At 46.5% G+C, this 14645-nt stretch carries 11 protein-coding genes; 6 read left to right on the forward strand and 5 right to left on the reverse strand.

The genetic code is table 11. The annotated features are described in order from the left end of the window. Positions 1 to 130: 130 nt before the first annotated feature. A complete protein-coding gene (gene rpsA / locus RQM65_RS01845) occupies positions 131 to 1984 on the reverse strand; it encodes a 30S ribosomal protein S1 (protein WP_314012304.1) in 1854 nt (617 codons plus the stop codon). A gap of 261 nt (positions 1985 to 2245) precedes the next feature. Between rpsA and RQM65_RS01850 the strand changes: the two genes are divergently transcribed. Further along, positions 2246 to 2626, forward strand: coding sequence for a LysM peptidoglycan-binding domain-containing protein (locus RQM65_RS01850; protein ID WP_314012306.1), 381 nt, complete (start codon positions 2246 to 2248; stop codon positions 2624 to 2626). A 264-nt stretch (positions 2627 to 2890) separates the two neighbouring features. Here RQM65_RS01850 and cmk read toward each other — a convergent pair whose 3' ends face one another. The 3 genes from cmk to RQM65_RS01865 all read right to left on the reverse strand — a co-directional run bounded on the left by cmk (position 2891) and on the right by RQM65_RS01865 (position 6930). Next, positions 2891 to 3595 (reverse strand): (d)CMP kinase, encoded by a 705-nt coding sequence (gene cmk / locus RQM65_RS01855; RefSeq protein ID WP_314012307.1) that lies wholly within the window; start codon positions 3593 to 3595, stop codon positions 2891 to 2893. Next, on the reverse strand, positions 3595 to 6045 hold the full coding sequence (gene lon / locus RQM65_RS01860; RefSeq protein ID WP_314012309.1) for an endopeptidase La: 2451 nt from the start codon (positions 6043 to 6045) through the stop codon (positions 3595 to 3597). Before lon ends, cmk begins: the two co-directional genes overlap by 1 nt. A gap of 471 nt (positions 6046 to 6516) precedes the next feature. Continuing rightward, positions 6517 to 6930, reverse strand: coding sequence for a CBS domain-containing protein (locus tag RQM65_RS01865; RefSeq protein ID WP_314012312.1), 414 nt, complete (start codon positions 6928 to 6930; stop codon positions 6517 to 6519). Between the two features lie 405 nt (positions 6931 to 7335). On the opposite strand from RQM65_RS01865, the gene RQM65_RS01870 reads away from it, so the two are divergent. Beyond that, positions 7336 to 9357: an ATP-binding protein gene (locus RQM65_RS01870; protein ID WP_314012313.1), complete on the forward strand. Its 2022-nt coding sequence runs from the start codon at positions 7336 to 7338 to the stop codon at positions 9355 to 9357. Positions 9358 to 9764: 407 nt separating this feature from the next. Then, positions 9765 to 11084, forward strand: coding sequence for an ATP-dependent 6-phosphofructokinase (locus RQM65_RS01875; protein ID WP_314012314.1), 1320 nt, complete (start codon positions 9765 to 9767; stop codon positions 11082 to 11084). 44 nt (positions 11085 to 11128) lie between these two features. On the opposite strand, the gene RQM65_RS01880 is transcribed toward RQM65_RS01875, so the two are convergent. Next, a complete protein-coding gene (locus RQM65_RS01880) occupies positions 11129 to 11908 on the reverse strand; it encodes a universal stress protein (RefSeq protein WP_314012316.1) in 780 nt (259 codons plus the stop codon). Between the two features lie 270 nt (positions 11909 to 12178). Here RQM65_RS01880 and RQM65_RS01885 point away from each other — a divergent pair, with 270 nt between their 5' ends. From RQM65_RS01885 to RQM65_RS01895, 3 genes are all read left to right on the forward strand, one after another. After that, on the forward strand, positions 12179 to 13024 hold the full coding sequence (locus RQM65_RS01885; RefSeq protein WP_314012318.1) for a universal stress protein: 846 nt from the start codon (positions 12179 to 12181) through the stop codon (positions 13022 to 13024). A 91-nt stretch (positions 13025 to 13115) separates the two neighbouring features. Continuing rightward, positions 13116 to 13967: a universal stress protein gene (locus tag RQM65_RS01890; RefSeq protein ID WP_314012320.1), complete on the forward strand. Its 852-nt coding sequence runs from the start codon at positions 13116 to 13118 to the stop codon at positions 13965 to 13967. Positions 13968 to 14063: 96 nt separating this feature from the next. Then, complete coding sequence (locus tag RQM65_RS01895; RefSeq protein ID WP_314012322.1) at positions 14064 to 14606, forward strand: pyridoxamine 5'-phosphate oxidase family protein; 543 nt, start codon at positions 14064 to 14066, stop codon at positions 14604 to 14606. Positions 14607 to 14645 lie beyond the last annotated feature (39 nt).

A 14645-nucleotide genomic window follows, 5' to 3' on the forward strand; every position in this document is an offset into this window, starting at 1 on the left:
GGCATAGCGGGTTTCGTTTTATGCAAGCATTTAACATTATGATTCACAATCCGGCCCCAATATCATCAAAAAACCCCATCCGCATACACTGCGAACGGGGTTTCCTTTTCTTAAATGGAAAGGTCGATTTCTAATCGTTGCCTTCCATTTTCTTCTTCAGGGCCTGCAAGGCCTCGTTGGCGTCACCTAAAGTCGGCTTGGCCTCGTCGGCCGCAGCGGCAGCTTTCTTCTGGGCCTGCTTGACATTGCGGATTTCCTCTTCACGGAAAACAGCGGTGTGGCTAGCTACGACGCGTTTGAAGTCCTTATTGAACTCAATGATCTTGAATTCGGCCTCTTCGCCCTTGCCTAGCTTCTTGCCATCTTCCTTCTCCAAATGACGCTGCGGCACGAAAGCCGTAATGTCTTCGTTGAAATCGATGGTCGCACCTTTGTCCACCATATCGGTAATGGCCGCTTTGTGTATCGTACCCAGGGCAAATTCCTTTTCGTATTTGTCCCACGGGTTTTCGGTGACCTGTTTGTGGCCGATACTTAGCTTGCGGCCCTCAACATCCAATTCTAGGACTTCGACCTCGATGGTATCGCCTACGTTGACGAATTCTGAAGGATGCTTTATCTTCTTGGTCCAAGAAAGGTCCGAGATATAGATCAATCCGTCGATTCCTTCTTCCATCTCTACAAAGACACCGAAATTGGTGAAGTTGCGGATGATACCTTCGTGCCGCGATCCCACGGGATACTTAGACGTGATATCCGTCCATGGGTCCGGGGTCAATTGCTTAATCCCGAGGGACATTTTTCGGTCCTCGCGATCCAAAGTCAATACCACGGCATCGACTTCATCGCCGACGTTTACGAAATCTTGGGCGGAACGCAGGTGCGTCGACCACGACATTTCGGATACGTGTATCAAACCTTCAACACCTTCGACCACCTCGACAAAGGCACCGTAATCGGCAATGACCACGACCTTACCTTTGACTTTGTCGCCAATTTTGATCTCATCGCTCAAGGCATCCCAAGGATGTTTCTCAAGCTGCTTCATACCCAATTGGATACGGGATTTGTTCTCGTCGAAATCGAGGATGACCACGTTGATTTTCTGATCCAGGTCCACCACCTCGTTGGGATGGTTGATCCTGCTCCAGGAGAGGTCTGTGATATGCACCAATCCGTCTACACCGCCTAGGTCTACGAACACACCGTAGGAAGTAATGTTTTTCACGACACCTTCCAAAACCTGTCCCTTTTCCAACTGGCTAATGATCTCCTTCTTCTGCTCTTCAATATCGGCCTCGATAAGGGCTTTGTGCGAAACGACCACGTTCTTGAATTCGTGGTTGATCTTTACCACCTTGAATTCCATCGTCTTACCTACGTACTGGTCGTAATCACGAATCGGTTTGACATCGATCTGCGAACCGGGCAAGAAGGCCTCGATCCCGAAAATATCGACAATCATACCGCCTTTGGTCCTACATTTTACAAATCCGCTTACGACCAGTTCTTCGTCGTAGGATTTGTTGATGCGCTCCCAGGCCATAATGGTCCTAGCCTTTCTGTGCGATAGTACCAGCTGTCCATTTTTATCCTCTCGGATGTCGATTAGGACATCGACCTTATCCCCTTCTTTCAAGTCGGGATTGTACCGGAATTCATTTAAGGAGATCACCCCTTCGGACTTTGCGTTGATGTCGATGATCGCATCGCGCTCCGTCATATGGGTTACGGTACCTTCGACAACTTCCTCATCGGCGGTATCGACGAAATTCTCTGTAACGAGCTTTTCGAATTCCTGCAATTTTGCGTCGTCAACGGGTTCGATCCCCTCTTCGTATTTTTCCCAATCAAAAGTATCCAGAAATTCCTGTGGATCCTGCTGGGGTTTTTCTTCTTTCTTTTCCTGTTCTTGTTGAACGTTTTGTTCCTGTTGTGCTTCGGTGGTCTCTTCCACCTCTGCCGTTGCTTTTTCGTCAGCCATGTGCCGAGTTCAATTTGTATTCCGCGATGCTACAAGAGTTGAACAATCGCCGCAGAAGTTGTTAAAATAATTATTTTCAGTATTCCTTTTCCTCTTGCTGCCTTGTAAAAAAGGAGTGCAAAAATACGATATTCCTATGGTTTTAGCAACCCGAATCGAAAAAGAGAGCTGCCCGGGGAAAAGAATCTTAACAAGTTTTGATAAAATAGGCCAAATATCGTTACCTTGGGAGCTATTATTTATTCATTTAAAACGACGATCATGAGTGTCAAAGAGAAATATCAGCCCGTGCTGGACCTGGGCGAGAAACTGAATATTAAGAATGGGGACGTATCCGTGGAGGATGGCATCCTAAAGGTAAAGGGAGAGGCCAAAACCCAGTATGAAAAAAACATCTTATGGGACAAGATCAAGGAAATCGGTGGAGAAAATCCTTCGGACATCAAGGCGAACATTACGGTGGCGGACGAATCTATTTACGCCAGGCACGTGGTCAAAAGCGGCGAGTCGCTTAGCAAAATCGCCCAACATTATTACGGGGACCCGATGGAGTACAATAAGATATTCGAGGCGAACAAAGGTATTTTGGATAATCCCGATGTCATTCACCCTGATCAGGTCTTATTGATTCCGAACCGCTAAAACAGGAGTGCCGGACGCAGTTTGACCAGCACGATGCAGGATTCGGTCATCAACTTCCGAATGGCAAATCCCAACTTCCGAAAAAAGAAAATTCGATGCAGGCATCGGGGAATCCGACCTAAACGATTAATGGAATCTATTAGAAGGGGCGACAAGTTTGGTCGCCCCTTTATTAATTAAACCCCATCCGGCTACCCTGCGCAAACGACGGACAAGCAACTTAGTCGAGCAAACCACCAGCCAAATGGGGCACATTGAAAAAGATTAGCTCGAACCCTCCTCTTTAGCGATGTATCGGCGCGCGATACTCTCCAGGCGTTCGAACTGCTCTTTCAGCCCCATATCGCTATTATCGAAAACGATGGCGTCTTCGGCTTTCATCAGCGGGGAAAACTCACGGTGAGTGTCGATATAGTCGCGTTTTTGAACGTTCTCCAGTACCTCTTCATAGGTGACCTCCTCTCCCTTCTCCAAAAGCTCCTTATACCTTCGGGTGGTCCGCGCCTGAAGCGATGCGGTCATAAAAATCTTCAGGTCCGCATCGGGAAAAACGGTGGTACCGATGTCGCGACCGTCCATAACGATGGCCTTGTCCCTTCCCATCTCCCTTTGCATATCCACCAGCTTGTAGCGCACCTGCTCTATCTCCGCAATGCGACTAACGTATTGGGAAACCTCCATTTGGCGGATTTCCTTTTCGACATTTTCCCCGTTCAGGTACATCTCCGAAAATTTCAACTTATCATTACGAACAAATTTCAACTGTATCTTCGGAAGCAAGCGTACCAGTGCCGGGATGTTTTCGATCCCGTTCGCGATAAATCCGTTACGCATTGCGAAAAGTGTTACCGCCCTGTACATGGCCCCCGTATCGACATATACGTATTCCAGGGCCTTGGCCAATTGCTTGGCCAAAGTACTTTTTCCGGTCGACGAGTAGCCATCGATGGCGATAGTGATATTTCGCATTATAACTTTTTCGGATGTTTTACTTTTTGCCCCGTAATCGCAATATCGACCACTTCGTGCATGTCCGTTACGTAGTGGAATTTCAGTCCCTTCAAATAATCCTCCTTAATTTCCAGGATGTCTTTTTCGTTATCCTTACAAAGAATGATTTCTTTTATCCGCGCCCGTTTTGCGGCCAGTATTTTTTCTTTGATACCGCCGACGGGAAGCACTTTGCCCCGCAACGTGATCTCTCCTGTCATGGCCACGCTCTTCTTGACCTTTTTCTGGGTAAAAAGGGATACGAGGGAGGTTAGCATTGTAATTCCCGCACTGGGCCCGTCTTTGGGGGTAGCCCCTTCAGGTACGTGAATATGCACGTTATATTTCTCGAATACCCCGGGGTCGATTCCGAAACGGTCTGCATTGGATTTGATGTACTCCATCGCGATGGTGGCGGATTCCTTCATCACCTTGCCCAAATTTCCAGTAATATTTAAGGTGCCTTTCCCTTTGGAGAGGATGGACTCGATAAACAGTATATCGCCCCCGACACTCGTCCACGCCAACCCTGTTACCACCCCGGCCACATCGTTGTTTTCATACTTGTCGCGGTGCATACGGGCGGGACCTAAGATCTTTTCGACGTCGTCTTTGGAAATCTTTATGTTATATTCCTCCTCGGTAGCGATGTTTTTGGCGGCATAACGCACCATTTTAGCAATCTGTTTTTCAAGGGCGCGCACTCCGGATTCCCGGGTGTAGCCCTCTACGATCTTCTCCAGCTGGGGCTTTCCGATTTTAATATCCTTCGAGGTAAGACCGTGTTCCTTCAACTGTTTCGGCAGCAAGTGCTTTTTGGCAATCATGACCTTTTCCTCGATGGTATAGCCTGTTACCTTGATGATTTCCATCCGGTCACGAAGCGCCGGCTGGATGGATGACAGACTATTGGCCGTAGCGATAAACATAACCTTGGAGAGGTCGTAGCCCATCTCCAGGAAATTGTCGTAAAACTCATTGTTCTGTTCGGGATCCAGCACCTCCAACATGGCGGATGACGGGTCGCCCTGATGGCTACTGGCCAGTTTATCGATTTCATCTAGGATAAACACGGGATTCGAGGTGCCCGCCTTTTTCAGGTTCTGGACTATTCTACCGGGCATGGCGCCGATATAGGTCTTTCGGTGCCCTCGAATTTCCGCTTCATCCCGCAGACCGCCAAGGGACATCCGCACATATTCCCTGCCCAAAGCTTCCGCGATGGATTTTCCAAGGGAAGTTTTCCCCACCCCTGGAGGCCCGTATAGGCAGAGGATCGGCGATTTCATATCGTTCCGTAGCTTTAACACGGCCAAATATTCGATAATACGTCGTTTGACATCTTCAAGTCCGTAATGGTCCCGATCTAGAATTCTTTCCGCCCTTTTTAGGTCGAACTTGTCTTTCGAGTATTCGTTCCAAGGCAAATCAAGAAACAGGTCCAGGTAATTTCTTTGGATGGAATACTCCGCGACCTGCGGGTTCATGCGCTGTATCTTGGTGAGCTCCTTGTTGAAGTGTTTGTCCACTTTTTTGGACCACTTTTTCTTCTTGGCCCTGGCCTTCATCTCCAGAATCTCGTCGTCATGGGATACCCCGCCCAGTTCTTCCTGAATGGTCTTCATCTGCTGGTGCAGAAAATACTCCCGCTGCTGTTGGTCCATATCGCTGCGCACCTTACTCTGAATGTTGTTCTTGAGCTCCAGTTTCTGTAGCTCGACATTCATATATTTTAGGGTGGCCAGAGCCCGCTCTTGCAGACTGTTGATTTCGAGAAGCTCTTGCTTTTCCTTTACCCTCAGATTGAGGTTCGAGGATACAAAGTTGATCAAAAAGGAGTTGCTCTGGATATTTTTGATGGCAAAGGAAGCCTCACTGGGGATGTTGGGATTATCCTTGATGATGCGAAGTGCCAAATCCTTTATCGATTCGATAATGGCCAAAAACTCCTGTCCGTCTTTCTCCGGCCGAGCCTCCGCAGTTTCGCGGACGGTGGCGGTCAAATACGGTTTTTCGGTCAGTATTTCGGCTACCTCAAAGCGTTTTTTACCCTGTAGGATGACGGTCGTGTTGCCATCCGGCATTTTAAGCACCCGCAAAATCCGCGCTACCGTCCCCAACGTGTTGATATCCTTGGCATTGGGATTTTCGGTTTCCTCGTCCTTTTGGGAAACGACGCCGATTACCTTCGAACCGTTGTTGGCGTCCTGTATCAAATTGATAGAAGTATCCCTTCCCGCCGTAATCGGAATCACGACCCCCGGAAAGAGAACGGTATTTCGAAGCGGCAATATTGGCAAGGTTTCCGGCAATTTTTCATTGGCCATTTCCTCTTCGTCCTCCGGCGTTAGCAACGGAATCAATTCTGCATCCTCGTCGATGGACTGCAACGACATATTGTCAAAATCTGAAAAATTAGAATCTCCCATAGGTATATTTTCGGTCATTCTGTCACTGATACAACAGACATCCCCTTTAATCTTTAGTTACAAAATCTCTGAAAGGCCTTGTAGTACGCGTCAAAGTACTACAAACCATTTTCTTTCGCTGCTACTATGACAATTGTTGTGCCATATGTTTGGAATAGCTCCAAATTCCTGGCAGCGCGCTGAGGTTCCCCGGCAGAATTCGGTCCGTTCCTGAACAGGGCGAACGCATCAATAGAAGCACAAGGTAACAAAACTTCTTATGGGCTTCGGCGCAGACAGGTTCAATTTATTTGAACGTTGATGTCCGAAGCACAAGAACCTATGAATACGGTTTACTTTAAGAGCGGATAGAAGTCAATACGGCCAAAGACGTTCAACAGTTCTAAACCCACACTACATCCAGTGCGGGTAAATCGTGGGTGTTCACGTGCCGAAACGCATAGAAAGGTGAAGAGCTGTCGCCAATGGAATCTAACAGTTTTCCAAGAAATAATTGATCAGGTCCGTGGTGGTCACGATGCCCGATAAAATACCATCGTCCACCACTGGCAGTGCATGAAACTCTTTTTTGGCCAGCTGCTCAGCAACTTCCCGGACCGTATTTTGGGAGGTCACACTGATCACATTATTGGCCATTATCTGTTCGATGGTGAACATATCATAGACCGAATCATCTATTTCGTTTTCGTGCAATGCATCGGCAAAACTGATTCGCATCAGGTCGGTGTAGCTCAACATGCCCCGAATCTGCGCTCCTGAAGTGACCGGTATGTGTCGAATACGATGTTTCTTGAACAGTCTTTCCGCAGTCGCCAAGTCATCTTCCAAGCTAAGGGTGATTAAATTTTTCGTCATAATCCGCGTAATAGGAACTCCTTTTTTCATATCTAAAAAAATAAATTTCAAATTCTGTTTTACTGGTATTCTACGTCTTCTAAGTACAGAAACCATCGTTCAAAATATAAAATTAACATTGTTTTTATCTTGTCCATATGATATTTGTCAGGTTGATGTGCCCAGCGCGTTCCTTATTGCGAAAAACGGATATATGCATTCTTATTTCAGGGTTCAGCTTTCGTGTTTTCGAGGCGTAATCGTCAGAACCCCTTACCCAATCCTCCCCTCGGAAACCGGATTGCGTTTGATCATTGGATATTTTTAAAGCTTCTGTTCAAATGAATTTCTAATACATCCCTCCCTAATATTTAATGTCTACTTAAAACTCCGATTTCGGACTTGATTATCGCAATATCGTAAGAGATTACTCGTTATTTTAGAAAATCCCCCCAGATGAATCCAAACTTACCCATTCCTTCCAATGAAAGAGAACGCTTACAGCAATTGTACGAATATCAGATATTGAACTCCGATGCCGAGGAGATGTTCGATAATCTGACGCGGCTCGCGGGACAAATTCTAGACGTACCGACGGCCTTGGTCACTCTCGTGGATGAAAAGAGGCAATGGTTCAAATCAAAATACGGCCTTGAGGTCGATGAAACTCCGAGAGAAATCTCTTTCTGCCAGTATTCTATCATGTCCGATGAAATCTTGGAAGTACCGAACACCCTAGAGGATGAACGTTTTAAGAACAACCCCATGGTACTCGGAGGACCCGAAATTCGGTTCTATGTCGGCTCGCCCCTGACCGATAAGAATAATATTGCAATCGGCACCCTGTGTGCCATAGATACGGTCCCGAGAAAGCTGAACGACCATCAACGCAAAGCGTTGCGCTATATTTCCAATACAGTTTTGCACCTGATAAAATTGAGAAGGGAAAAAATAGAGGTAGAAAAACTTTCGATGGCAAAAGATGAATTTCTCTCCAATATGAGCCACGAAATACGTACGCCCTTAAACGCGGTAATAGGCTTTAACGATTTGCTGAAGAAAACGCCCCTTACCAAGCAACAGAAAGAATATCTGGATACCGTGCAAATTTCCTCTCAGAATCTAAAGGTGATCATCGACGACATCTTGGATATTTCAAAATTAGAGAGCGGCAATGTCCACTTAGAAAAGAACCCCGTGTCCCTGAGAGATCTAATTCAATACGTAGTCCGGTTGCAAGCGCCCACGGCCAAGGAAAAGGGAATAAAATTACTTTCAAGTATAGACTACGAAATTCCTGATTATGTAGTAGCGGACGAAACGCGCCTTACACAGATCTTCATTAATCTGGTTGGCAATGCCGTAAAGTTTACAAACGAAGGCTCGGTAGAGTTGCGTGCCGAGGCCACCCTCTTAGACTGCAATAAAGTGATGGTGGAGTTTATCGTCAAAGATACCGGCATTGGCATTCCCGAGGAAAAATTGGAAACGGTATTCGAACGTTTTTCACAGGCAGAAGCGAGTACTACCCGCCACTATGGAGGTACTGGGCTTGGTCTTAACATTGTAAATATGCTGATCGGTCTCTATGGTGGGGCAATAAGCGTAACGAGCCAACTAGGCCAAGGGTCCGAGTTCAAATTCGAAAAAACCTTCGAAATTACCGAGATGGATAAGGGACAACACATGACTACCGAGAAAACCGGCCCGAATGGGAATCTTTTCACGGATACGAAAATTTTGTTGGTCGAGGATAACGTCCACAACCAGCTGCTGGCGACGCATTATTTCAAAAGATGGGGCTCCAAAATCTCAATCGCGGAGAATGGCAGAGTCGGTGTAGAAATGCTGCAGAACGAAAATTATGATGTTGTGTTGATGGATTTACAAATGCCGGTAATGGACGGCTTTCAGGCCACAACCGCGATTCGGAAAGAGCTCGGATCGAATGTTCCGATTATCGGCTGTTCGGCCCATTCCCTGGTCGGGGAGAAAGAAAGGTGTTTAGAACTGGGAATGAACGATTACATCGCCAAGCCCTATTCCGAAGAAGAATTGATCCAGACCACGCTGCGATATTCTCAGGGAAAGGAAGGTTCCAGTGATACCGAGAAAGCAGATAAAATCCACACAGTGGAATTGAGCGACATCGTTTACGACGATTTTGAAAGCCTGATCGAGGAACTAAAGATGCAGGAAGGCGATGAGTTCGGGGAGCTCATCCAACAGCATTTTCAAGAAAGCACCCCTAGTGACATCGAAGATATTGAAAAAGCAATAGAGAACAACGATGCTACCCTCTTGTTTGAAAAATGCCATATGTTGGCCGGGTCGCTGGGTGTTCTGGGTTTTTCGAAAGGTCACGGGCTCTCATCATCCATAGAGGCCAGTGTTAAAAAAGGCGATATGGAAGCCGCGAAGCACTTAGCGGGCAATCTAATCGTCTACTTGAACAAGGCCTTAAACGAACTCCGGTAGGCTGTATTGGTTGCTGTACTTTCGCTCGACCCTCTTAGATTGGATTAGACCCGGCCCTGAGCATCAGGGACTTTTCCAGCCTAAAGCGGCACCTGTATCCATAGGGAAGGGGGACGACCCGTCTCTATAAACGACGGGGCGCTTTCCCGTTCTGGAACACACCCCTAGAGTGTGAAAATCCTGCTCGGGAGGGTTTCGGTTCTAGCACAAAAGTCGGATCGATCGGGGTCAAGGGTATCATCAGCCTTGTCGCGGCAATCATCCCTCCCATGTCCTTAAAAATACAGGCTTTCGCGTCATGAACAACAACCTGAGCCAATTTCAATGACAGCGATCATGCTTTTGAACGTCGTTATTTGTATTTTTAAACAACAAACCGTTATTTTTGAACATCCCCACTGCCCATTATGGAAAACAACTTTGAAATACAAACGCTAGGTGCGGCAACGATTCCCTCTCCTTTAAATCTTGCCAAAGAGGACGGGAACAAATTCTATCGGTTTGTCGAGGAAGATGACCAATTTTTGGCCGATATCACGCTGCAGGGTTTCGATACATGCATACAACACAACATACGACCGGCCTGTCTGGATAAGGCAGGGCCCCGTGAGCACTTGTATTTTAATCCCAAGAACACCAAAGCGGCCATCGTAACCTGTGGTGGTCTTTGTCCCGGTGTGAATAATGTGATACGCAGTCTCGTTATGGCCCTGCATTATTTTTACGGGTCAGAGCGGATTCTCGGAATTCCTTATGGCTTCGAAGGCCTTGTTCCCGAAAAGGGACATGAATTTATCGAACTTCATCCCGACAAGGTAAAGGACATCCACCAATTCGGCGGCACCTACCTAGGGTCTTCCAGGGGAGCGCAGAACGTGGAAAGGATGGTGGACACCCTAATCGAACACAAGATCGATATGCTGTTCGCCATTGGCGGGGACGGAACCCTTAGAGGTGCCGAAGCAATTGCCAGGGAAACGGAGAAAAGGGGAAGCGACATTGCTATCATCGGAATACCGAAGACCATAGACAACGACATCGACCTGATCGACAAGTCCTTCGGGTTCGAAACGGCTTTCGATACCGCAACCCCGATTATCAGGGATGCCCACAATGAGGCGGCGGGTGCCTACAACGGTGTCGCCATCGTTAAGCTAATGGGAAGGGACAGTGGCTTCATTGCGGCATCGGCGGCCATAGCGATGCCCGTGGTCAATTTTGTTCTTATCCCTGAAATGTCTTTTGAGTTAGGCGGTAAGAATGGATTTCTAGCAGCCCTAAAAAAACGTCTTGATCTAAAACACCATGCCGTTATCGTTGTCGCCGAGGGAGCAGGCCAACATCTTTTCGAAACCGATTCTGTACCGAAGACCGATGCCTCGGGAAATATTCAGCATCGGGATATCGGAATATTCTTAAAGGATAGTATAAAACACTATTTTGAGTCGCTTTCCCAAGAAATCACCGTCAAATATATCGATCCCAGTTATATCATACGAAGTGCCCCGGCCAATGCCAGCGACAGTGTGCTATGCAACCAACTGGCCTATAACGCAGTACACGCGGCCATGGCGGGCAAGACCAAATGTGTGGTAGGTAAAATGAACAATCAACTGGTACATTTACCCATATCCAAGGTAATCGAGAAAAGAAAGAAAATAGACGTCGAAGGCGATCTATGGTTTTCTGCCCTGCAAAGTACCGGTCAACCGTTCTCACTGCTATAGGGACCACTGAAGGCAAGACATTCATTTCGACGCTCCATCGATCGTTAATCCATAGCCAGTATCGGTATCTTAGATCGCAAACTCAATTCCTTCGTTAGCTCCCCTTCCGACGGTGCGCTACGTTGTGCATGGTTTCTCGGCAGTATGCCGATCATGTCTATCAGGTTATTCTGGGCGTAGTCCATAATTCCCGCTACGATATCGGTATTCTCGATAAAGGAATGCTGGGTGAAAAAGTGCTCCAGATAATACCGTATCGTACTCTCGTTCTTACGGTCGGCCTCGGAATATCCGTAAATACCGGGGGTGTTTTTAATCGTAAGGACGTGCACCACGGCATTGAACCTACGGGCGACGTCGAGCAAAGTGCCGAGCACTTGGGCATCATCGATTTCCTTTTTTCCCAGAACCAGCGCAATACGCTTTACCCGAAAGCCGCTATAGCCTTGCGGCACTACCATTACCGGACAGTCGGCCTCCAGCGCAAGTTTTGAGGTATTGGTACCTGTCGCCTTATCTTTGCTCCCTCCGGTTCCCATGACGATGAGGTCTATTTGTTTGTTCCCTTGGATGTCTAGTAAGGCTTCGGTAAGCCCTCCTTCCCGAGTAATCCACTCCAATTCGTTCTTAAGCTCCGAACGGTATTTTTCCACAACATCTTGGTAATCCTCTGGAGGCAGATCGAGTTCCCGGTGACCCGATATTCGTGCCAATATAATGGTCATATCGTCGTTACGCCCTACGAAGGCCACGGCATAATCCAAGGCCCGCTCGGCACTTTCTGAAAAATCGTAGGGTACAAGAAGGGTAGAAATTTTTTCCATAGTGATCTTATTTGAAATTGAGTTATTCAAAAGTAGGCATAGGCCCGGCGAGATACTATGACGATCGTCATGCTTACCGAGCAACATGTGCAGCGACATTCTTCCATACAACCTAAATTTCCAATGGCACGAATCGACTTCACGAAGATGGGATTCGTTCTTTGCCGGCGCTTGAAGCGAGTTAAGTTTTTATGCCACGACCTTGGTTACCTGACAAATATCATGGGACGTAGTCTGAATATCCCTTATTTTTGGTACAAAGTTGTAGCCATGAGAAAAGTATTGGTACCCACGGATTTTTCGGATAACGCTTATAATGCGTTGAAATATGCCTCTCAGGTATTCAAGTACGAACGTAGTGAATTCATTATTCTGCACACCTACGCAGACGAGGTTTACCGTGAGGAAAAAACCGGTAAACGCGCCTCCCTCGAAAAATTGAAGCGGGCCACGCTGGAAAGTGTTGAAGAAAAGCTTGGGCAAATCCAGGCCGACCTCAGGAAATATTCTCCCAACCCAAAACATTCCTACGCCTTTGTTCCGGTCTTTGGAGGACTTATCGATGCCGCCAACGAATGGGTGAACCAAGAAAATATCGATATCGTAGTCATGGGCACCCGCGGGGCCACCAACGATCGAAGGACCACTTTTGGCACCAATACCCTACAACTGATGAAATATGTACAGTGTCCGGTACTCGCTGTCCCGGAAGGCTATGAATACCATCCGCCCAAAAATGTACTTTTTGCCAGCGATCTTATGCTTCCCTTCAAGCGTAGGGAACTGAAACTACTCGCCGATATGACGGGTTCTTTCAGGTCTAAAGTTCATGTGCTCTATAATAATCCCGTTGAAAACCTTTCCTTTCGACAAATGGACAATAAAAAGTTCCTGCAAGGCTGTTTGCAAAAAACGGAATCGATTTTTACGACTACCGCGGAAGGAGACAAAACCTTGGCCATAACCAAATACATCGAACAAAGTGACATCGATATGTTGGCGATGATCAATTCTCGGCATTCGCACCTAGAGGACATGCTTGCCACCTCTACCATCGACCAGTTGGGTCTTCACGTAAAGGTGCCGTTTATGGTCATGCAGAACATTGCACGATAAAATGTGAAAGGTTTTAGAAAAAACTGATCATGGTCACCGGATATCAATTTTGTTGTGCTTATTTTTAAGGTACAATGAAAAAATACACCTTATGGACAAACGAATTCTATTGCCTACCGATTTTTCGAAAAATGCACTGAACGCCGTTCGCTACGCCTTGAAGCTCTATGCCGACCACGACTGCAATTTTTATTTTCTACACGTATTCCCGGTCGACGGATATCATGTTGACAACCCCATAATGCTGACAGAGCCCGATGAAAAAGCCTTTGAAAAGGCAAAGAAAAATTCAGAAGATGAGTTCAAAAAACTTATGAAGACGCTACAACGGGAGCCTGAAAATCCAAAACATAGGTATCATACAATTTCAACGAACGATTCATTGATCGAATCGACCAAAGACCTTATTAGAAAAAAGGATATCGATATCATTATTATGGGAACCCAGGGCACTACTGGGTCGAGGACCGTTATTTTCGGTACCAATACCATTAATATGATGGAGGCTATTACTGTATGTCCCGTCCTGTCCATCCCCGAATTCACAAACCCCGAGCCTCCTAATGAAATTGTGTTTCCAACGGACTATAAGTCGGTTTTTAAGAGAAGGGAACTAAAACATTTGATGGAAATCAGCAGGATGCACAACATCGGTATCAGGATACTACATATCGAGGAGGAAAAAGAACTCAGCAAAGAGCAGCAAGAAAGCAAAGATCTATTGGAAAGCATCTTCAAGGAACTTGACCATAGTTTCCACACCTTGTCCGACGTTAAGGTACATGCCGGGATCAATGCCTTCATCGAAAGTAGGGATAGCGAGATGATTGCATTCCTAAACAAAAAAAGCGGCTTTTTCCATAACATCCTATCGAAACCCTTGGTCCAGGAACTCGGTTACCATTCAAAAATACCGGTGTTGGCCCTGAACGATGTCTTATAGGTACGTGGATTCATTGTTTGCCGTGCTTTCCACAAGGATTGGAGAAATAAATAGGAGAAAGTAGCTTCGTTTAGTAACTTAGAAAATTTTAACGCAATGGAAGTATATTTTCAAAAACTAAAGGAAGAATTGCAAACTGCGGCGGAGCAAAAAGAGCATCCGTTTCATTTTTTTACCTTGGGCACGGTAGGCCTCGAACATCTTCCTCGACTGCGAACGGTCGTTTTACGGGAGATATCCGACGAATTGAAGCTTACATTTTATACCGACAAGCGTTCAAAAAAAATACTGCACATTAAAGAAAATCCCAAAGTCAGCTTGCTTTTCTATCATCCAAAGAAATTACTCCAGCTTAAAATCGAAGGATTGGCCACTATAATAAAAGACCCCTCTACCTTAGCCGATCGCTGGACAAACATAAGGCCCGCTTCCAAAAAAGATTATACCACGGCGACGGCACCTGGAAGTGACATTGACAACCCCGACGCATTAGAGTATCTAAGGGAAGGCGATTACTTTTGTATGGTCGATGTCACTCCCTTCAAAATCGAATACCTTCAATTGAAGCGCCCCAATCACCTTCGGATACGTTTTTCTAAAAAGAACGAGAAATGGAAAGGAAATTATCTGGTACCCTGATGGCCGCAACGGCCTTGGCATCCCCTAATCAACAACCTG

Source organism: Pricia mediterranea (assembly GCF_032248455.1).
GTDB classification, from domain to species: domain Bacteria; phylum Bacteroidota; class Bacteroidia; order Flavobacteriales; family Flavobacteriaceae; genus Pricia; species Pricia mediterranea.